Genomic DNA, 19,344 nt, shown 5'->3' on the forward strand with positions numbered 1-19,344 from the left:
CGGCCGGGTGAACGGTTGCGCTATCCACAGACAGATCGGCTAACCCGGGAGTCGACATGGCCGCCCCACTCGATCCACAACGCCGCCACCTGATCCAGGCCGCCGCCGCGGGCGGCCTGCTGGCCGTCGGCAGCGGCTGGCTTCGCCGCGCACACGCCGCCGACGCGGTCTCGCTGCCGTTCGAGAACGGGCTGCGCGAGCTGACGCGCGCCTTTCCGCAAAAGGGCGAGATGCTGCTCGTGCGCACCCGCCCGCCGCTGCTGGAGACGCCGTTCTCCGTGTTCGACGACGGCGTGTTCACGCCGAACGACCGGTTCTTCGTGCGCTGGCACCTGGCCGGCATCCCGACGCGGATCGACGCCGGTGCGTTCCGGCTCGCCGTGCACGGGCTCGTCGAGCGTCCGCTGGAGCTGGGCCTGCGCGAGCTCGCGCGGGACTTTCCGCACGTCGAGGTCGCCGCCGTCAACCAGTGCGCCGGCAATTCGCGCGGCTTCTTCAAGCCGCGCGTGGCCGGCGGCGAATGGGGCAACGGCGCGATGGGCAACGCACGCTGGACCGGCGTGCGGCTGAAGGACATCCTCGACCGGGCGGGCGTGAAGGCGGGCGCGGTCCAGGTCCGCTTCAACGGCCTCGACACGGGCGTGCTGCCCGCCACGCCGGCCTACGTGAAGGCGCTCGACGTCGATCGCGCGCGCGACGGCGAAGTGATCGTCGCGTTCGCGATGAACGGGCAGCCGCTGCCGCTGCTCAACGGGTTCCCGGTGCGTCTCGTCGTGCCCGGCTGGTATTCGACGTACTGGGTGAAGATGCTGCACGACATCGAGGTCATCGACCGCCGCGACGACAACTTCTGGATGGCGAAGGCCTACCGGATCCCCGACACCCCGCACGCGAGCATCCAGCCCGGGCAGGCCGGCGTTGCGACCGTGCCGATCGGCCGGATGGTGCCGCGCTCGTTCATCACCAACCTCGCCGACGGCAGCGTGATCGCGCTGGATCGCGTGCAGACGGTCCGGGGCATCGCGTTCGGCGGCGACACGGGCGTGCGCAAGGTGCTGTTCTCGCCCGACGGCGGCGCGTCCTGGACGGCGGCGCGGCTCGGAAAGGACTACGGCAAATACAGCTTCCGCCGCTGGGAGGCGCAGTTCACGCCGCAGCGCGCCGGACAGGCGGTGCTGCAGGTCAAGGCGGTCAACGCCGACGGCGTCGAGCAGCCCGACGCGCCGAACTGGAACCCGGCCGGCTACATGCGCAACGTGGTCGAAACGACGAACGTGGTCATCGCGTGAGGAGCCGATCATGACGAAGACTTGTGCCACGCTCCTGCTCGCCGCCGCGACGTGCACGGCAAGCGTCGCGATGGCGGAAGCGACCGGGCCGGCGCGCGCCGCGGCAGCCCGGAACATCGAGGCTCGCACGGTCGAGGTCGCGCTGCCCGGCGATACGCAGAAGTTTCCGCCCGGCCCGGGCGCCGATCTCGCGAACCTGCACTGCCTCACCTGCCATTCGGTCGGCATGGTGACGCGCCAGCCGCCGCTGTCGTTCGACGAGTGGAAGGCGGAAGTCGTCAAGATGCGCGCGGTGTATGGCGCGCCGCTGCCGCCCGATGCGATCGACGACCTCACCCGCTACCTGACCACGATCAACGGCAAGCCGTGATGCGGCGCGCTCGCGTGGCGCGCCGCGCCGCGTCTGGCCACCGTCATTTCCGGTCGACGATCACCCGGTCGAACGTGCCGCCGTCGGCGAAGTGCGTCTTCTGCGCGTTCGCCCAGCTGCCGAAGACCTGCTCGACGCTGAACGTCTTCAGCGGCTTGAACTCGGCCGCGTGCTTCTTCAGCACGTTCGGGTCGCGCGGGCGCAGATGGTGCTGCGCGATGATCTCCTGCGCGTCCGGCGTGTACAGGTAGTCGAGATACGCCTGCGCGACCTTGCGCGTGCCCTTCTTGTCGACCACCTTGTCGACGACCGCGACCGGCGGCTCCGCGAGGATGCTCGCCGACGGATAAACCGCGTCGAACTGCGCGCCCGACGCGCCGCTGTCCATCAGCGCGACCTCGTTCTCGAACGTCACGAGCACGTCGCCGATGCCGCGCTGCGTGAACGTCGTCGTCGCGCCTCGGCCGCCCGAATCGAGCACCGGCACGTTGCGGAAGATCGCCTTCTCGAAGTCGAGCGCCTGCTGGTCGGTTGCGCCCTTCTGCTTCTGGTAGCCCCACGCGGCGAGATACGCATAGCGGCCGTTGCCGGACGTCTTCGGATTCGCGATGACCACCTGCACGCCCGGCTTCGCGAGATCGCTCCAGTCCTTGATCCCCTTCGGGTTGCCCTTGCGCACGAGGAACACCATCGTCGTCGAGTACGGCGAGCTGCTGTCCGGGAAGCGCGCGCGCCAGTCCTTCGGCAGCAGCTGGCCGCGCTCGGCGAGCAGGTCGATGTCGTTCGGCTGGTTCATCGTCACGACGTCGGCCTGCAGGCCCTGCAGCACCGACAGCGCCTGCGCGCTCGACGCGCCGTGCGACTGCTTGATCGCAACCGTCTCGCCGGTCTTCTGCTTGTAGGCGGCGGCAAAGCCCGCGTTGATGTCCTTGTACAGTTCACGCGTCACGTCGTACGACACGTTCAGCAGCGACGTGTCCGCATGCGCGGCCGCCGTCGAGACGACGAGCGCCGCCGCGGCGACGCTCCTCAGCAGCCGGTGGCCGATTCCGTTCGTGTATCCCATCTTGAATGCCCCGCTTCCAGTGGTTGATGCGTGCCGGCGCGCGCACGCGCCGTCATCGAAACGTAAGCGGGCATTCTACGGGCGGGCCGCGCGGCGCCTTCCAATCAGTCGTGGAAAGCAAAGCAGGATTTCGGATAAGCGACGGCGACCGCTCGCGCACGCGCCGGATGTGATGCTAAGATCACCGTTCAGCCCTTTTCACGGTTCATCCATGTCCGCTGCCCTGCGCCCGCATCCGATCCTCGCCGCCGTCGCGGCAGGCGCGCGCGCGGCCGGGCTGAAACTGAAAAAACGACTCCTCGACTGACGGGGATGTCGCGTCCCGTCAGGCGAATGCCGGACGGGATGCCCGCAGGTCGTTTCTTTCTCCTCGCTCGCAAGCCTCGCTCCGGCACCCTGTCGGCGGAACGGTTCCCTCCACATCCGTTTTCACCATGAGGCTTTGCATGCACACACGTTTCGAAGGTATCTGGCTGCCGCTCATCACGCCGTTTCACCACGGCGAAGTCGACCACCCGGCGCTCGCGCGCCTCGCGCGCCGCTACGCGGCCGCCGGCATCGCCGGGTTCGTCGCGGGCGCGACGACGGGAGAAGGCGCGCTACTCGACGCGCGCGAGCAGGATGCGGTGTTCGCGACGCTGCGCGACGCCGCGCCGGGCCTGCCGATCGTCGTCGGGCTGACCGCGAGCGCGACGCAGTTCGCCGCGGCCCGCGCGCGCGAGCTCGCGGCGCTGGGTCCCGACGGCCTGCTCGTGACGCCGCCCGTCTACGTGCGGCCGGCCCAGGACGGCATCCGGCGGCACTTCGAGGCGATCGTCGAAGCCGCCGACCGGCCGGTGCTCGTCTACAACATTCCGTACCGCACCGGCGTGAACGTCGAGCTGGAGACGCTGCAGGCGCTCGCGCGCGACGCCCGCGTCGCGGGCGTCAAGGAGTGCGGCGGCAGCGTCGAGCGGATGACGCGTCTCGTGCACGAGACGCCGCTCGCGATCCTGTCCGGCGACGACAACCAGAACTTCGCGGCGCTATGTGCGGGCGCGCACGGCACGATCGCGAGCAGCGCGCACGTGCTGACCGAGTGGCACGTGCGCATCTTCGGGCTGCTGCGCGACGAACGGCTCGCCGACGCGCGGCGCCTGGCGGTCGCACTGCAGCCGCTCGTCGCGGCGCTGTTCGCTGAGCCGAATCCGGCGCCCGTGAAGGCGCTGCTGGCCGCGCAGGGCTGGTGCGAGGATGGCCTGCGGCTGCCGTTCGTGCCGGCGAGCGACGCGCTGCGGGCGAAGGTGGTCGAGCTCTGTGCGGCGCTGGAAGCCTCCACGCCGGCTGTCGCGGCAGCGTAGGATTTCGCTCCCGAGATTGTTTCAAACCGTCAGGATTCGGGACGAGCCGTACTGCGCGAGGTCGCCATCGGCGGTGACAAGCAGCAGCGGCTCGCACCACGCCTGCGCGACGAGCAACCGGTCGAACGGGTCGCGATGATAATGGGGCAGATTGCGCACTGCCGCGCCGTGCGCGGCCCGAACCGGCAGTTCGTTGTACTTGCTCGTCCTGATCGCATCGACCAGCCGATCCACATCGACGTCCAACTTCCCCTTTCCGGCCTTGATTGCTACTTCCCGGATGCTCGCGCTGCTGATGAACACTTCATCGGCGGCGGAGATCAGCCTGCGCGCGCGAACGCTCAGTTTCGGGTCATTGGCCAACATCCAGAGAAAGATGTGCGTATCGAACAGCAACCGCATTACTTCCCTTCGAACGCATCCAGCAAGTCGTCGGGAAGCGGCGCATCGAAGTCGTCGGCGATCCATATCTGGCCCTTGAGGAGGCCAAACTGATGGATGGGCTTGAGAGGCACGAGCCGGACCGAGGGCTTGCCGTCCTGCGAGATCACGACGTCTTCGCCTGCGATCGCGGCATCGACGAGCCGCGACAGATCGAGCGCGGCGTCGTGGAGGTTTGCGTTCTGCATGATGGGCTCCATTGAGTGACCACCATTGTCGCGAGATTCGGCAAGTCGCTCCAGTTGGCCGATCGGCTAACCGAAGGCATGCTGGACGATCGGGATCAGGCCACGAACGCCGCAACCGGCGTTTCCGTCACCCCGCTCACCGCCTGCGTCATGATCCGCGCGAGCCGATCGACGGTCGGCGTCGCCGACGACGCGCGCCGCAGCAACACCAGCGGCACGCTCGGCAATTCGGGCAGGCCAAGCGGCGCGGCGTCGAGCAGCCGCACCGACGCGGGCAGCCCGTAATGCGAGCGCACCGTCAGCCCGAGGCCCGCGGCGGCGGCGGCCCACAGGCCCGCGAGACTCGGCGTCGTGAACGCGACGCGCCACGGCACGCCCGCGCGATCGAGCGCGGCCGTCGCCGCGCCGAAAAAACGGCACGGCCGGTCGAACACGACGAGCGGCAGCGGTTCGTCCCGCATGCGAACAGACGGCTCGCCCGCGTCACCGTCTCCCGCCGTGGCCGCACCTGAGCCGGCCGCGCCTGAGCCGGCCGCACCAATCCACCGCATCGGCGCGCGCGCGATCTCCTCGCTGTCGATCCCCGTCCGCGCGACGAACGCCGCCGACGCGGGATCGCCCCACACCAGCGCAAGATCGAGCTGGTTCGCTTCGAGCCGTTCGAGCAACTCCGCGTTATGCGCAACGCGCGCCTCGATCCGCACCTTCGGATGCGCGCGCGCGAAACGGCCCAGCACGCCGGGCAGGATCGCTTCGCCGAAATCCTCCTGCAGGCCGATCCGCACCCAGCCGTCGAGACTCACGCCGCGCACCGCGGCGGCAGCCTCGTCGTTCAGCTCGATCATCCGCCGCGCGTAGCGCAGCATCGCGTCGCCGGCATCGGTCAGCGCGAGCCCGCGCCCCGATTTGACGAACAGCGGCGTGCCCGCCTGCTCCTCGAGCTTGCGGATCTGCGCGCTCACGGCCGACGACGAGCGCGCGACCCGGTCGGCCGCCTTCGCGAAGCTGCCGAGATCCATCCCGGCGACGAGACTGCGCAGCGCGGCGATGTCGAAGTTGGGTTGGGTCGCGGCAGATCGCGCCGCATCGCTTTCAGACATGTCAATCATCCCGTTTTATCGAACGATTCATCAAAAACTTTCCGATTTTCAGGATGAATGTACGGCGCGAGACTGTGTGCGTCAACAGCCACCTCCCCGTCCCCCGTCATGGATACTTGCGCCACCCTCGCCTCCTCGTCGCCGGCGCGTCACGCGCACGGCCCGGCCCATCGCTGGCGCGTGCTCGCGGCCGGCGTCGCCGCGAACATGAGCTTTTCCGCCGCCGCGACCGGCATCCCGACCACTGCCGTCTGGATGCGCGCCGACTACCGGCTCGACAACGGCGCGCTCGGCGTCGTGCTCGGCGCGCTCGGCCTCGGCGTCGCGCTGTCCGAGCTGCCGTGGGGCATCGCCGCCGACCGCTTCGGCGACCGGCGCATGCTGCTGTCCGGGCTGATCGCGACCGCCGCGATGCTCGCGCTGATGGCGTTCGCGATCGCGCCGTCCGCGCAGGCGGTGCCGCCGCTGATGCGCGTCGCCGCCGCGATGTTCGTCGTCGGGCTGCTCGGCGGCAGCGTCAACGGCTCGAGCGGCCGCGCGGTGATGCGCTGGTTCGGCGAACGCGAGCGCGGGCTCGCGATGAGCATCCGCCAGACCGCCGTGCCGCTCGGCGGCGGCGTCGGCGCGGCGCTGCTGCCGTCGCTCGCGTCGCGTGTCGGCTTCGCCGCCGTGTACGGCGCGCTCGCGCTGCTGTGCGCGGTGTCGGCCGTGCTCGCCTGGCGCTGGCTGCACGAGCCGCCGGAGCGCGGCACGACCGCCGTTGCGCACGCGGGCGGGCAGCCCGCGCCGCGCGCACCCAGCCCGCTCGCGAGCGGCCCGGTGTGGCGGATCGTGCTCGGCATCGGCCTGCTGTGCGCGCCGCAGTTCGCGGTGGTCACGTTCGCGACCGTGTTCCTGCACGACGTCATCCGGCTCGGGCTCGCCGGCATCAGCGCGGCGATGGTCACGCTTCAGGCCGGCGCGATGGCGATGCGCGTCTGGAGCGGACGCCATACGGACCGGCGCGGCAACCGGCGCGCGTACCTGCGCGGCTCGGTGCTCGTCGCGGTGGCGTCGTTCGCGCTGCTCGCGGCCGTGACCGCCGCTTCCGCGCACGTGCCGCCCGCCGCGATCGTCGCGCTGCTGGTGTTCGCCGGCGTCTGCGTGTCCGCGTGGCACGGCGTCGCGTATACCGAGCTCGCGACGCTCGCCGGCGCGAATCAAGCCGGCACCGCGCTCGGGATGGCGAACACCTGCGTGTACCTGGGCCTGTTCGCGACGCCGCTCGCGATCCCGCCGCTGCTCGCGCACGCGTCGTGGAGCGTCGTCTGGCTCGCGACGGCCGCGTGCGCGCTGGCAACGTGGCCGCTGTTTCCGCGGCCCGCTGCCCAGGGCGGTTCACGCTGACCGGAGCCCCTCGGCCGCCAGCGCGCGCTGCGCCGCGGGCCGTGCGGCAACACGCGCCGCATGGGCGCTCCACGCCGCGTGCCGCGTCATGTCGAGCCCGATCGCCGCGCCCCAGTGATACAGCACGAGCAGGAACGGATCGACGATCGAATGGCCGCCCGGCTCCGCCCACTCGCGCCCGTCGGCGAGGCTCGCTTCGATCGTCGCGCTCGCCGCGTCGATCACGGCGCGCCCGTGCGCGCTGATCGCGCCGTGCACCGCCGGATCGTCGACGAAGCGGCCCGGCCGCCACAGCGCGCCGTAGCCGACCCCGTGCACCCAGCCGACGAGCCATGCGAGCCATTCGTGGCAGCGCGCCTCGCGCAGCGGATCGTCGAGCGGCAGCAGGCGCGCGTCGGGATGACGGCGCGCGAGATACGCGAGGATCGCTGGCGTTTCGGTGAGCACGCGCGGCTCGCCCGGAATCGCGAGCGCGGGCACGCGCGCCTTCGGATTGATCGCGAGATAGCGGTCGCTGTAGTTGTCCCGCTCGCGCACGGAGACGACTTCGGTGTCGAACGGCGCGCCGGTTTCCTCGAGCGCGATGTGCGAGGCGAGCGAACAGGCGCCCGGGGACAGGTAGAGACGATAGGCGTTCATGATGGGGTGGCCCGCCGGGCCCGGTGGAAGACAGGCACCGAGTGTAGGAACGCGGCGGCGGCGCCGGCAAACGATGAATTGTCGTGCTCGGGCATTAGTGCTACTAATACCCGCCATGCGACCGATCCATCTTCCTCCGCTGCAGACGCTGCGCGCGTTCGAGGCCGCCGTGCGGCTGCAGAGCTTCACGCGCGCCGCCGACGCGCTCGCGCTCACGCAGGGCGCGGTGAGCCAGCACATTCGCGCGCTCGAGGCGCAGCTCGGCTATCCGCTCTTCACGCGCGAACGCAACGGCGCGACGCCGACGCACGCCGCGCACGCGCTCGCGCTGCAGGTCCGCCAGGGCCTGAGCGTGCTCGAGCGCGCGTTCGAGCCGGCGCTCGCGACGCGCGGCCGGCCGCGCACGCGCGCCGTCACGCTCGAGGTCAGCGTGCTGCCGAGCGTCGCCGAACGCTGGCTCGCGCCGCGCCTGCCGCGCTTCGCGGCCGCGCACCCGCACATCGACATCGCACTGCATCCGGACGCCGCGCTCGCGCCGCTGCGCAAGCGCGACCGCATCGACGTCGCGCTGCGCTACGGCCCCGGCACGTGGCCCGGCGTCGTCGCCGAGAAGCTGATGAACGAGACCGTGTTTCCGGTGGCGAGCCCCGCGTACCGCAACCGCGACGGCATCGCGCCGCGCGCGCCGGCCGACCTCGCGCGCGCGACGCTGCTGCGGCATCCCGCGCAGCCGTGGGAGCCGTGGTTCCAGGCCGCGCGGCTCGACCTCACCGAATCCGCACGCGCGCCGCGGTTCACCGACGCGAACGCGCTGATCGACGCGGTGCTGAAGGGGCGCGGCGTCGCGCTCGCGCGCCGCTCGCTGATCGGGCCCGAGCTGGCGGCGGGCACGCTCGTGCGCGTGTCGACGGTGCGCATCACCGACGTCTACGCGCACTATGTCGTGTGGCGTCCCGATCATCCGAAGGAAGCGGCGATCCGCACGTGGCTCGACTGGCTGCGCAGCGAAGTGCGCCGCCGCACGCCGCGCCGCTGACGCACGACCCGCACCGTCGAAAGCCATTCGTCACCGCGCCGAAAGCATTCCGGGATCACGCGCCGGTCGCAAACGATTCATCGAAACGCCTCATCGATTCGTCATACTCGACGACGTCCGAGATCAGTCCCGCAGGAGACATGTGATGCGCCGCTTTGCCACCGCCCTCGCCCTTTGTGCCGCACTGTCCGCCGCCGCGTGCAGCGACGACGCATCGCATGGCGCGCACCCGGCCGACGGCGCGCAGCAGGCCGGCGGGTCCGCCGGCACGGCAAGCGCATTCAACAGCGCCGCGCCTGCCGGCAACGCCGCGTCGGAGGCCGCGCCGCTCGCGCCGCCCGTCGTCCACTATCCGCCGGAAGACGACGACGGCGGCGCGAAGCCGGCGGCGAGCGCGACCGGCGTGGCGCCGGCCGCCCCGGCATCGACGCCAGGCTGATCCGCCGTTTCCGTCCCCGTTCGCAGAACCGAGGTGAAAAACATGACGTCATCCAGCCGCCGCCGTTTCCTGCATACCGTCGCGCAATCCGCGGGCGCCGCCGCCGCGCTCGGCGCGTTCCCCGAATCGATCCGCCGCGCGCTCGCGATTCCCGCCGCGCGCGGCACCGGCACGATCCGCGATGTCGAGCACATCGTCGTGTTCATGCAGGAGAACCGCTCGTTCGACCATTACTTCGGACACCTGCGCGGCGTGCGCGGCTACAACGACCGGTTCCCGATTCCGCTGCCGAACGGCAAGCCGGTGTGGTACCAGCCGTCGAAGGCGGACCCGGCGAAGCCCGTGCTGCCGTTCCGGCTCGACACGAAGACGACGAGCGCGCAGTGCCTCGGCGCGCTCGACCACTCGTGGGCGAAGACCCACGCGGCGATCGACGGCGGCCGCTACGACCAGTGGCCCGCGAACAAGACCGACATGACGATGGGCTACCACGTGCGCGAGGACATCCCGTTCCACTACGCGCTCGCCGATGCGTTCACCGTCTGCGATCACTACTTCTGCTCGCTGCCCGGCCCGACGCACCCGAACCGCGCGTACCTGATGACGGGCACGATCGACCCGACCGGCAAGTTCGGCGGCCCGCTGCTCGACAACGCCGACTACGTCGACGGCGACCTGCCGCCCGCGTACCAGTTGCTCACGTGGCAGACCTTCCCCGAGCGGCTCGACGCGCGCGGCATCTCGTGGCAGGTCTACCAGCAGGGGCTCACGTGGGCCGATCCGTACAACGGCAACTACGGCACGAACATCCTGCAGAACTTCGCGAACTTCATCCACGCGCAGCCGGGCTCGTCGCTGTACCAGCGCGCGCAGACGGTGCGCACGCTCGATGACCTGAAGTCGGACGTGATCAACGACCGGCTGCCGCAGGTGTCGTGGCTGCTGCCTCCCGCGGTGTTCTCCGAGCACCCGAAATACACGCCCGCGTACGGCGCGAACTACACGTCGCAGATCCTCGACGCGCTCACCGCGAACCCGGACGTGTGGAGCAAGACCGTGCTGTTCGTCATGTACGACGAGAACGACGGCTTCTTCGACCACATCGTGCCGCCGCAGCCGCCGACGTCGGCCGCGCAGGGCGCGTCGACCGTCACGACCGACGGCGAGCTGCACACCGTCGTGAACCCGGGGCGCGGCGGCAGCTACACGGCCGACGGCCTGCCGTACGGCCTCGGCCCGCGCGTGCCGATGACGGTCGTGTCGCCGTGGACCAAGGGCGGCTACGTGTGCTCGCAGGTGTTCGACCATACGTCGGTGATCCGCTTCATCGGCGAGCGCTTCGGCGTCGACGAGCCGAACATCACGCCGTGGCGCCGCACGGTGTGCGGCGACCTGAGCGCCGCGTTCGATTTCCGCACGCAGGACGCGACGTTCCCGCCGCTGCCCGACACGAGCCAGTACCGCTCGATCGCCGACCAGCAGTGCACGTCGCAGCCCGCGCCGACCGTGCCCGCGCAACCGGTGCCGATCGATCCGCAGGAACCGGGCGTGCGCCCGGCGCGCGCGCTGCCGTACGAACTGCATGTGAACGCGCGCCTCGACGGCGCGAACCGGCTGCGCATCGAATTCGCGAACCGCGGCGAGCAGGGCGCGCATTTCAACGTGTATGCGACCCATCGCACCGACGGGCCGTGGCGCTACACGGTCGGCGCGCACCGCACGCTGCACGCGGATTTCGACCTGTCGGCGACGCACGGGGCGTATGCGTTCTCGGTGTACGGGCCGAACGGCTTCGTGCGGATCTTCTCGGGCAACGCGTCGGCCGCGGCCGCGCATCGCCGCAACCACGCGCAGCCGGAGGTCAAGGCAGGCTACGACGTCGCGAACGGCAACCTGTACCTGAAGCTGCGCAATCACGGGACGGGCCACGTCACGCTGACGCTGGCCGACAACGCGTACGGCGCGCCGGCGCGGCAGGTGACGCTGCACGCGGGCGACGAGCGCGTCGAGCAATGGCTGCTCGCGTCGAGCCACCAGTGGTACGACGTGACGGTGAGCGACGGCGCGAACGGCACGTTCTCGCGCCGCTTCGCAGGCCACGTCGAGAACGGACGGCCGAGCTATTCGGATCCGGCGGCGGTGAAGCCCGTCACCGCGTAACGGCGGCGGCGCGGCCGGCCGCCGCTCGCGCCGCGCGTCGAACGACGCCGCCCTGCAGGGCGGGCCCCGGCCCGCACCGCAGGGCGTTTTTCATGGTGGCGCGCGGGCATCGCGGATTCGCGGATCCGCAATGCGTCAGACCGCGTGCGCGAACACCCTGCCGGCGAAGGCGGCATCGAACTCCCCCGTCTCCTCCCGAAAGCGCAGCGGCGCCGCGCAATGCACGAGCGTGTCGACGAAGTACTTTGCGCGCGGCCACGGCCCGAAGCCGGCCGCGGTGTTGATGTGGCCCGCGTCGCCGAGGTTGACGAACGCGCTGCCGAGCCGCTGCGCGAAGGTGCGGGCGTCGCCGAGCGACATCCACGGATCGGTCTCGCTGCCGATCACGATCGACGGCACCGCGAGGCGCCGCGCGTCGAACGCGCCGGCAAACGTGAATTTCCGCGGGCTGGCCGGCGCGACCAGCAGCACGCCGGCGACTTCGCCGGCATGCGGCCACTGCGCGAGCGCGTGCGCGGCCGCGAGGCAGCCGAAGCTGTGCGCGGCGAGCACGAACGGGCCGCGCTCGCGTTCGAGCAGCGTGCGCACGGACTGCGCCCAGCCCGCGAGATCCGGCGCATCCCAGTCCGCCTGCTCGACGCGCAGCGAACGCGGGAACTGCCGTTCGAGCCAGGTCTGCCAGTGAGCGCCTTCGCTGCCGTGCAGGCCGGGAACGGTGACGAGCCGCGGCGGCCAGACCGATTTGCTGCATGCGCCCATGATTGCCCTCGCTGGCTTGAAGACGAGGTCCGATTGTGGCGCGCGGTTCGCGGCGGCCGAACCAATATTTTGTGCTTTGCTTTTCGGCGGGCGGGATCGCGCCCCCGCCCGCCGACGCAACCCGCCGCGAAACCGTAGAATGTGAGGTTCCAGAAAGGAGACACCCGATGCCCGCTACGCCCGCCGGCGCGCTGCGCCCGTTCCATCTTGCCTTTCCCGTGTCGAGCCTCGCAGACGCCCGTGCGTTCTACGGCGGCCTGCTCGGCTGCCCGGAAGGCCGCAGCTCCGATCATTGGGTCGATTTCGACTTCTTCGGCCACCAGCTCGTCGCGCATCTCGCGCCGCACGAAACGGGCGCGAGCGCGGTCAATCCGGTCGACGGCGACGACGTGCCGGTGCGCCATTTCGGCGTCGTGCTGGCGATGGACGAATGGCACGCACTTGCGGACAAGCTGAAGGCCGCGCACACGCGCTTCGTGATCGAGCCGCACATCCGCTTCAAGGGCGAGGTCGGCGAGCAGGCGACGATGTTCTTCCTCGATCCGTGCGGCAACGCGCTCGAATTCAAGGCGTTCGCCGACATCGGCCAGCTGTTCGCGAAGTGACGCCATGAAGGTCCTGTTCCATTCGACGTACGAGGATGCCGGCGCATGGCGCGCCGAGCTCGCGCAGGCGCTGCCGGAAGCCGAGCTGCGCGCGTGGCAGCCGGGCGACACGGCCGCCGCCGACTACGCGCTCGTGTGGCGCGCGCCGCGCGAGCTGTTCGCGCCGCGCGACGGCCTGCGCGCGATCTTCAACCTGGGCGCGGGCGTCGACGCGCTGCTCGCGCTCGAACGCGCGCATCCGGGCACGCTGCCGCCGCACGTGCCGCTCGTGCGGCTCGAGGATTCCGGGATGGCGCAGCAGATGGTCGAGTACGTGACGCACGCGGTGCTGCGCTACCTGCGCCGCTTCGACGAATACGCCGAACAGCAGCGTGCGCGCCGCTGGCAGGCGCTGGAGCCGCATCCGCGCGCGACCTTCGCGGTCGCCGTGCTCGGCCTCGGCGTGCTCGGCGCGCAGGTCGCGCGCGCGCTCGCCGGGCTCGGCCTGCCGGTGCGCGGCTACAGCCGCAGCCGGAAGCAGCTCGACGGCATCGAGACATTCGCGGGCGACGGCGCCCTCGACGCGTGCGTCGACGGCGCGAAGGTGCTCGTCAACCTGCTGCCGAGCACGCCGGACACCGATGGCATCCTCGACGCGCGCACGTTCGCGCGTCTCGCACCCGGCGCATACGTGATCAACGTCGCGCGCGGCGCGCATCTGGTCGAAGCCGACCTGCTCGACGCGCTCGCGAGCGGCCGCGTCGCCGCCGCGACGCTCGACGTGTTCCAGCACGAGCCGCTGCCGGACGACCATCCGTTCTGGCGCGCGCCGCGCATCACGATCACGCCGCACAACGCCGCCGAGACGCTGCGCGCGGAAGCGGTCGAGCAGATCGCCGGCAAGATCCGCGCGTTCGAGCGCGGCGAGCCCGTCAGCGGGATCGTCGACTACGCGCGCGGCTACTGAATCGCGCATTCCAAAGACAAGGAGACAGTCATGCCCTTCCCCACCGCCGTGAAGATCGTCGAAGTCGGCCCGCGCGACGGGCTGCAGAACGAAAAGACCTTCGTGCCCACCGACGTGAAGATCGCGCTGGTCGACCGCCTGTCGCGCGCCGGCTTCCGCAACATCGAGGCCGCGTCGTTCGTGTCGCCGAAATGGGTGCCCCAGATGGCCGACGGCGCCGACGTGATGGCCGGCATCGAACGGCGCGCCGGCACCGTCTACTCGGTGCTCACGCCGAACCTGAAGGGCTTCGAGGGCGCGCTCGCCGCGCGCGCGGACGAGGTCGTGATCTTCGGCGCGGCAAGCGAGGCGTTCTCGCAGCGGAACATCAACTGCAGCATCGCCGAGAGCATCGCGCGCTTCGAGCCGGTCGCGAAAGCCGCGAAGGACGCGGGCCTGCGGCTGCGCGGCAGCGTGTCGTGCGCGCTCGGCTGCCCGTACCAGGGCGACGTGCCGGTCGCGTCGGTCGTCGACGTCGTCGAGCGCTTCGCGGCGCTCGGCTGCGACGAGATCGACATCGCCGACACGATCGGCGTCGGCACGCCGCACCGCACGCGCGAGGTGCTCGCGGCGGTCACGCGCGTGTTCCCGCGCGAGCGCCTGTCGGGCCACTTCCACGATACCTACGGGCAGGCGCTCGCGAACATCTACGCGGCGCTGTTCGAGGGGATCGAGATCTTCCACGCGTCGGTCGCGGGCCTCGGCGGCTGCCCGTACGCGAAGGGCGCGACCGGCAACGTCGCGACCGAGGACGTGCTGTACCTGATGCAGGGCCTCGGCATCGACACCGGCGTCGATCTCGCGCAGGTGGTCGCCGCCGGCGAATTCATCTCGAACGCGATCGGCCGCGCGAACGTGTCGCGCGCCGGCCGCGCGCTGCTCGCGAAGGCGCAGAGCGCGGCGGACGCCTCGACCTGTGCCTGACCTGACTTTCCACGGATTCCCCCACATGACGACACCCACTTCACCCGACTCCCTTCCCGATTCCGCGCGACGCGTCGCGACGCTGCTGCGCGAGCGCGGCCATGAGAAAGGCATCGTGATGCTGTCCGAAACCGGCAAGACGTCCGCCGAGGCGGCGGCCGGGCTCGGCTGCTCGGTCGCGCAGATCGCGAAGTCGATCCTGTTCCGCCGCCGGTCGGACGGCGCGCCGGTGCTGGTCGTCGCGAGCGGCGCGAACCGCGTCGACGAGCACAAGGTCGCCGCGCAGGTCGGCGAGGTCGGCCGCGCGGATGCGAAGTTCGTGCGCGACAACACCGGCTATGCGATCGGCGGCGTGTGCCCGATCGGCCATCTGGTCGAGCCGGTCACGCTGATCGACGCCGACCTGCTCGCGCTCGACAGCCTGTGGGCCGCGGCCGGCCATCCGCATGCGGTGTTCAACCTGTCGCCGCAGGAGCTCGTCACGCTGACCGGCGCGCCGGTTGCCGACGTCGCGCTGCGGGAGACCGCATGAGCGACGTGCCGCAAAGCGCCGTCGCATCGCCGTGCACCGGCGTGTGCAAGATCGATCCGCGCACCGAATGGTGCGCGGGCTGCCTGCGCACCCGCGACGAGATCAAGGGATGGCGCGCGTCGGACGACGACGCGAAGCGCGCGGTGCTCGCGCGGCTCGACGCACGGCGCACGCTCGCGGCAAGCGACGCATAAAAAAATGCCGTTCAACCTGACGGGCGAACGGCATCTCGAATCGGAATCCTGTGAACGTGATCAACGTCACAGCACGCATCATACGAGCGACGTCGACTGCATCGCATCGGGTGTTTCCCTACAACTTCTTACAGCCTGTTTCACGTGCGCGCGCGGCACGTTTTTCGCTCCGTAGCGACGAACCGTGGCGGCAAGCCATCGTGGCAAGCCGAATCGCACGACCGTTTCAGTGCCCCGCCACCGCGCGGCGCGCCGGCACGATGCGCCAGCCGAGATTGACGCCGGCCGCCGCGAGCAGGATCAACAGCGCGCCGAGCACCTGCGTCCACGCGAGCGTCTGCCCGAACGCGACGCGGTCGACCGCGATCGCGACGACCGGATAGACGAACGACAGCGCGCCCGTCATCGCGGTCGGCAGCTTCTGGATCGCGCCGTACAGCAGCACGTACATCACACCCGTGTGCACGATGCCGAGCACGACGAGGTCGAACCATTGCGACGGCGTCGCGGGCAGCGTGTCGAAGCGGGTGAACGGCGCGAGCATCACGACGCCGAGCCCGACCTGCAGCAGCGCGATCAGGTGCGGCGGCGTGCCCTTCAGGCGCTTGGCGATGATCGACGACACCGCGTACAGGAACGCCGCGCCGAGCGCGAGCGCGACGCCTTCGAGATACTCGCCCGGCACCGCGAGCACGGCCGGCTCGACGCGCACCACGCACACGAGGCCGACGAACGCGAGCAGCAGCCACACGAGCGTCGACGCGGTGATCCGTTCGCGGAACACGAGCGCGCCGAGCGCGACGAGCATGAACGGCTGCGTGTTGTAGACGGCGGTCGCCATCGAGATCGACGCTCGCGAATACGCGGCGAACAGCAGCAGCCAGTTCGCGACGATCGCGACGCTGCCGAGCGCGGCGAGACCGAGCATGCGCCACGAGAACAGCGAGCGGCGCAGGAACCCGAGCGCCGCGCAGACGAGCGCGAGCGTCGCGCCGCCGAACACGCAGCGGAAGAACACGACGTTGGCGAGCGGCTGCCGCGACGACATCACGAGCCAGCCGATCGTGCCGGACATCAGCATCGCGACGACCATTTCGGCGGCGCCGCGGCGAATTTCGTTCGAAGCCATGATGTTCCCGTTGAAGGATCGGATGACTTCGATTCTAGAAACTTGCTTTCGCGATCTCCACGGATAAACTGAAGCGAATCTTCCGATTCACCTTCGAAAGCAAAGTGATCATGACGAAACGCCTTTCCCCGCCGTCCGTCGCCGCGCTCGACGCGACCGACCGCGCGATCCTCGCCGCGCTCGCCGACGACGCGCGCATCGCGACCAGCGAGCTGGCGCGGCAGATCGGGCTGTCGGCGCCCGCGACCGCGGACCGCGTGCGGCGCCTCGAAGCGCAAGGCGTGATCGCCGGCTTCACTGTCGAGCTCGACCCGCGCGCGCTCGGCTACACGCTGCAGGCGATCGTCCGCGTGAAGCCGCTGCCCGGCCAGCTGCATCTCGTCGAGGAGCTGTTGCGGCGCATCCCCGAATTCGTCGAATGCGACAAGGTGACCGGCGACGACTGCTTCATCTGCCGGCTCTACCTGCGCTCGATCGAGCAGCTCGACGGCATCCTCGCGAAGGTGACCGAGCGCGCGGAGACGAGCACCGCGATCGTCAAGTCGACGCCGGTGCCGCGCCGGCTGCCGCCGCTTTCGGACGACGACGCGGCGCAACGGTGACGCGCGCGCGCCGCCAGCATCAGGCCGCCGGGTCGCGCGCCTCGAAGAACGCGAGCATCTCGTCGATCAGGTCGACCGGCGCCTCTTCCGGAATGTAGTGCCCGCAAGGGAGCGCGCGGCCGCTGACGTCGCGCGCGACGTGCCGCCATTCGTCGAGCGGATCGAAGCAGCGCTCGACGATCCCGTTCGCGCCCCACAGCACGCGCAGCGGGCACGCGACCTTGGTGCCGCGCTCGAGATCCGCACGGTCGTGCTCGAGATCGATCGTCGCCGACGCGCGGTAGTCCTCGCACATCGCGTGCACGGCGCCCGGCTGCGCGAGCGCCGCGCGATACGCGGCAAGCGCGTCGGGCGCGAACGGCGCGAGGCCCGCCGAGCGGCTGCCCATCACGCGCTCGATGTACGCGTCGGTGTGGCCGCCGATCAGCGTCTCCGGCAGCGGCTCGGGCTGGATCAGGAAGAACCAGTGGAAGTACGCGGTCGCGAACACGCGATCGGTCTTCTCGTACATCGCGAGCGTCGGCGCGATGTCGAGCAGCATCATCCGCTCGACCGCATCGGCGTGATCGAGCGCGAGCCGGTGCGCGACGCGCGCGCCGCGATCGTGCGCGCACACGTAGAAGCGCTCGAAGCCGAACTGCCGCATCACCGCGACCTGGTCGGCCGCCATCGCGCGCTTCGAATACGGCGCGTGCTGCGCGTCGCTCGCGGGTTTGCCGGACGCGCCGTAGCCGCGCAGGTCGGTCGCGATCACCGTGAAATGATTCGCGAGCGTCGCGGCGACGCGATGCCAGATCATGTGGGTCTGCGGATGGCCATGCAGCAGCAGAAGCGGCGGCCCCGCGCCTCCTTTGACACCGAAGATGTCGGTGTCCTGCACCGTTACGCGAAACGGAGCGAATGTCTCGAACGACATGGTTTGTTTCTCGTTGGTTTGTTATAGGCGGCTATTGTAGGAGCGCGTTCGCAACCGCACAGCGACGTGGATACCCGAATTCGTAGAAAGAGAGCACTCACTCGATTGCCTGAGCGCGGCACGCTTTGCTAAGCTCGCATGCAAACGCACGATCGTTCGTATTAATATGTGCGACAGACCTGCGCGGCGGCCGCACCGGCTACACTCGAAGCGCCGTTCGCGCTGCCGCGTACAGCCACGATCAGGATCAGTATCAGGAGACACCACATGGCACTGCCCGCCGTCCTTCAGCATCTGACGCTGCCCGTCATCGCGTCGCCGATGTTCATCGTCAGCTATCCCGAACTCGTCCTCGCGCAATGCAAGGCCGGCATCGTCGGCTCGTTCCCGGCGCTCAACGCGCGCCCGGCCGAACTGCTCGACGAATGGCTCACGCAGATCCAGGCCGAACTCGCCGACCACAAGGCGAAGCATCCGGATGCGGTGATCGGCCCGATCGCGGTCAACCAGATCGTCCACCAGTCGAACGCGCGGCTCGAGCACGACATCCGCGTGTGCGTCGACCACCAGGTGCCGATCTTCATCACGAGCCTGCGCGCGCCCGCGCGCGAGATCGTCGACGCGGTGCACAGCTACGGCGGCATCGTGCTGCACGACGTGATCAACCTGCGGCACGCGCAGAAGGCGCTCGAAGCGGGCGTCGACGGGCTGATCCTCGTCGCGGCCGGCGCGGGCGGCCACGCGGGCACGACGTCGCCGTTCGCGCTCGTCGGCGAAGTGCGCAGGATGTTCGACGGCCCGATCGTGCTGTCCGGCGCGATCGCCAACGGCGGCTCGATCCTCGCCGCGCAGGCGATGGGCGCCGACCTCGCGTACATGGGCACGCGCTTCATCGCGACGCAGGAAGCGCACGCGGTCGAGGACTACAAGCACGCGATCCTCAACGCGAAGGCCGCCGACATCGTCTATACGAACCTGTTCACCGGCGTGCACGGCAACTACATCCGCGAAAGCATCGAGAAAGCGGGGCTCGACCCGGACGCGCTGCCCGAATCCGACAAGACGAGGATGAACTTCGGCGGCGACAAGACGAAGGCGTGGAAGGACATCTGGGGTGCGGGCCAGGGCGTCGGCCTGATGGACGACCTGCCGAGCGTCGCGACGCTCGTCGAGCGCCTGAAGCGCGAGTACGACGACACGAAGGCGCGGCTCGGCATCGCGCGCTGACGCGGCGCGTCACCGCA

Annotated in this window: 22 protein-coding genes; 14 read left to right on the top strand and 8 right to left on the bottom strand. The window is 70.2% G+C overall.

Going from position 1 to position 19,344, the window contains the following annotated elements; all coding sequences use genetic code 11:
- Positions 1 to 56 precede the first annotated feature (56 nt).
- Positions 57 to 1,289 (top strand): molybdopterin-dependent oxidoreductase, encoded by a 1,233-nt coding sequence (locus ACFIMZ_RS17780; RefSeq protein WP_431820657.1) that lies wholly within the window; start codon positions 57 to 59, stop codon positions 1,287 to 1,289.
- Between the two features lie 10 nt (positions 1,290 to 1,299).
- Positions 1,300 to 1,659, top strand: a complete 360-nt coding sequence (locus ACFIMZ_RS17785; RefSeq protein WP_431820658.1) for a c-type cytochrome — start codon at positions 1,300 to 1,302, stop codon at positions 1,657 to 1,659.
- Positions 1,660 to 1,702: 43 nt separating this feature from the next.
- Here the strand turns inward: ACFIMZ_RS17785 and ACFIMZ_RS17790 are convergent, their stop codons facing one another.
- Entirely contained in the window at positions 1,703 to 2,725 is a 1,023-nt protein-coding gene (locus tag ACFIMZ_RS17790) for a sulfate ABC transporter substrate-binding protein (protein WP_431820659.1), read from the bottom strand.
- 446 nt (positions 2,726 to 3,171) lie between these two features.
- Between ACFIMZ_RS17790 and dapA the strand changes: the two genes are divergently transcribed.
- On the top strand, positions 3,172 to 4,065 hold the full coding sequence (gene dapA, locus ACFIMZ_RS17795) for a 4-hydroxy-tetrahydrodipicolinate synthase (RefSeq protein ID WP_431820660.1): 894 nt from the start codon (positions 3,172 to 3,174) through the stop codon (positions 4,063 to 4,065).
- A gap of 21 nt (positions 4,066 to 4,086) precedes the next feature.
- On the opposite strand, the gene ACFIMZ_RS17800 is transcribed toward dapA, so the two are convergent.
- The 3 genes from ACFIMZ_RS17800 to ACFIMZ_RS17810 form a co-directional block, all read right to left on the bottom strand.
- The gene (locus ACFIMZ_RS17800) at positions 4,087 to 4,467 is read right to left on the bottom strand and encodes a type II toxin-antitoxin system VapC family toxin (protein ID WP_431820661.1); all 381 of its coding nucleotides are present in this window, start codon (positions 4,465 to 4,467) and stop codon (positions 4,087 to 4,089) included.
- Positions 4,467 to 4,694 carry a type II toxin-antitoxin system Phd/YefM family antitoxin gene (locus tag ACFIMZ_RS17805; RefSeq protein ID WP_431820662.1) on the bottom strand — a complete coding sequence of 76 codons (228 nt, stop codon included), beginning with the start codon at positions 4,692 to 4,694 and terminating at the stop codon, positions 4,467 to 4,469. Before ACFIMZ_RS17805 ends, ACFIMZ_RS17800 begins: the two co-directional genes overlap by 1 nt.
- A gap of 95 nt (positions 4,695 to 4,789) precedes the next feature.
- A complete protein-coding gene (locus tag ACFIMZ_RS17810; protein WP_431820663.1) occupies positions 4,790 to 5,803 on the bottom strand; it encodes a LysR substrate-binding domain-containing protein in 1,014 nt (337 codons plus the stop codon).
- A 99-nt stretch (positions 5,804 to 5,902) separates the two neighbouring features.
- On the opposite strand from ACFIMZ_RS17810, the gene ACFIMZ_RS17815 reads away from it, so the two are divergent.
- Complete coding sequence (locus tag ACFIMZ_RS17815; RefSeq protein WP_431820664.1) at positions 5,903 to 7,180, top strand: MFS transporter; 1,278 nt, start codon at positions 5,903 to 5,905, stop codon at positions 7,178 to 7,180.
- On the opposite strand, the gene ACFIMZ_RS17820 is transcribed toward ACFIMZ_RS17815, so the two are convergent.
- The gene (locus tag ACFIMZ_RS17820; RefSeq protein WP_431820665.1) at positions 7,172 to 7,819 is read right to left on the bottom strand and encodes a glutathione S-transferase family protein; all 648 of its coding nucleotides are present in this window, start codon (positions 7,817 to 7,819) and stop codon (positions 7,172 to 7,174) included. The two genes, ACFIMZ_RS17815 and ACFIMZ_RS17820, sit on opposite strands and share 9 nt — an antisense overlap.
- Positions 7,820 to 7,934: 115 nt before the next feature.
- Between ACFIMZ_RS17820 and ACFIMZ_RS17825 the strand changes: the two genes are divergently transcribed.
- The 3 genes from ACFIMZ_RS17825 (at position 7,935) to ACFIMZ_RS17835 (ending at position 11,454) form a co-directional block, all read left to right on the top strand.
- On the top strand, positions 7,935 to 8,855 hold the full coding sequence (locus ACFIMZ_RS17825) for a LysR substrate-binding domain-containing protein (RefSeq protein WP_431820666.1): 921 nt from the start codon (positions 7,935 to 7,937) through the stop codon (positions 8,853 to 8,855).
- Positions 8,856 to 9,000: 145 nt separating this feature from the next.
- Complete coding sequence (locus tag ACFIMZ_RS17830; RefSeq protein WP_431820667.1) at positions 9,001 to 9,294, top strand: hypothetical protein; 294 nt, start codon at positions 9,001 to 9,003, stop codon at positions 9,292 to 9,294.
- A gap of 42 nt (positions 9,295 to 9,336) precedes the next feature.
- Positions 9,337 to 11,454, top strand: a complete 2,118-nt coding sequence (locus ACFIMZ_RS17835; protein ID WP_431820668.1) for a phosphocholine-specific phospholipase C — start codon at positions 9,337 to 9,339, stop codon at positions 11,452 to 11,454.
- A gap of 135 nt (positions 11,455 to 11,589) precedes the next feature.
- Here the strand turns inward: ACFIMZ_RS17835 and ACFIMZ_RS17840 are convergent, their stop codons facing one another.
- Positions 11,590 to 12,213, bottom strand: coding sequence for an RBBP9/YdeN family alpha/beta hydrolase (locus ACFIMZ_RS17840; protein WP_431820669.1), 624 nt, complete (start codon positions 12,211 to 12,213; stop codon positions 11,590 to 11,592).
- Between the two features lie 167 nt (positions 12,214 to 12,380).
- Here ACFIMZ_RS17840 and ACFIMZ_RS17845 point away from each other — a divergent pair, with 167 nt between their 5' ends.
- The 5 genes from ACFIMZ_RS17845 to ACFIMZ_RS17865 are packed head-to-tail and all read left to right on the top strand — an operon-like array spanning position 12,381 to position 15,453.
- A complete protein-coding gene (locus tag ACFIMZ_RS17845) occupies positions 12,381 to 12,818 on the top strand; it encodes a VOC family protein (RefSeq protein WP_059634379.1) in 438 nt (145 codons plus the stop codon).
- A gap of 4 nt (positions 12,819 to 12,822) precedes the next feature.
- On the top strand, positions 12,823 to 13,764 hold the full coding sequence (locus ACFIMZ_RS17850) for a 2-hydroxyacid dehydrogenase (RefSeq protein WP_431820670.1): 942 nt from the start codon (positions 12,823 to 12,825) through the stop codon (positions 13,762 to 13,764).
- 30 nt (positions 13,765 to 13,794) lie between these two features.
- Positions 13,795 to 14,727, top strand: a complete 933-nt coding sequence (locus tag ACFIMZ_RS17855; protein WP_431820671.1) for a hydroxymethylglutaryl-CoA lyase — start codon at positions 13,795 to 13,797, stop codon at positions 14,725 to 14,727.
- A 25-nt stretch (positions 14,728 to 14,752) separates the two neighbouring features.
- Entirely contained in the window at positions 14,753 to 15,259 is a 507-nt protein-coding gene (locus ACFIMZ_RS17860) for a YbaK/EbsC family protein (RefSeq protein ID WP_431820672.1), read from the top strand.
- Complete coding sequence (locus ACFIMZ_RS17865; RefSeq protein WP_060112950.1) at positions 15,256 to 15,453, top strand: DUF1289 domain-containing protein; 198 nt, start codon at positions 15,256 to 15,258, stop codon at positions 15,451 to 15,453. The genes ACFIMZ_RS17860 and ACFIMZ_RS17865 overlap by 4 nt, the downstream gene beginning before the upstream one ends.
- Positions 15,454 to 15,679: 226 nt before the next feature.
- On the opposite strand, the gene ACFIMZ_RS17870 is transcribed toward ACFIMZ_RS17865, so the two are convergent.
- Positions 15,680 to 16,582, bottom strand: a complete 903-nt coding sequence (locus ACFIMZ_RS17870; protein ID WP_431820673.1) for a DMT family transporter — start codon at positions 16,580 to 16,582, stop codon at positions 15,680 to 15,682.
- A gap of 110 nt (positions 16,583 to 16,692) precedes the next feature.
- Between ACFIMZ_RS17870 and ACFIMZ_RS17875 the strand changes: the two genes are divergently transcribed.
- A complete protein-coding gene (locus ACFIMZ_RS17875) occupies positions 16,693 to 17,184 on the top strand; it encodes an Lrp/AsnC family transcriptional regulator (RefSeq protein WP_431820674.1) in 492 nt (163 codons plus the stop codon).
- Positions 17,185 to 17,203: 19 nt separating this feature from the next.
- Here ACFIMZ_RS17875 and ACFIMZ_RS17880 read toward each other — a convergent pair whose 3' ends face one another.
- On the bottom strand, positions 17,204 to 18,100 hold the full coding sequence (locus ACFIMZ_RS17880; RefSeq protein WP_431820675.1) for an alpha/beta fold hydrolase: 897 nt from the start codon (positions 18,098 to 18,100) through the stop codon (positions 17,204 to 17,206).
- A gap of 267 nt (positions 18,101 to 18,367) precedes the next feature.
- Here ACFIMZ_RS17880 and ACFIMZ_RS17885 point away from each other — a divergent pair, with 267 nt between their 5' ends.
- A complete protein-coding gene (locus ACFIMZ_RS17885; protein WP_431820676.1) occupies positions 18,368 to 19,327 on the top strand; it encodes an NAD(P)H-dependent flavin oxidoreductase in 960 nt (319 codons plus the stop codon).
- The last annotated feature ends 17 nt before the right edge of the window (positions 19,328 to 19,344 follow it).

The sequence above is a fragment of the Burkholderia sp. F1 genome (assembly GCF_050813845.1).
GTDB lineage: Bacteria > Pseudomonadota > Gammaproteobacteria > Burkholderiales > Burkholderiaceae > Burkholderia > Burkholderia ubonensis.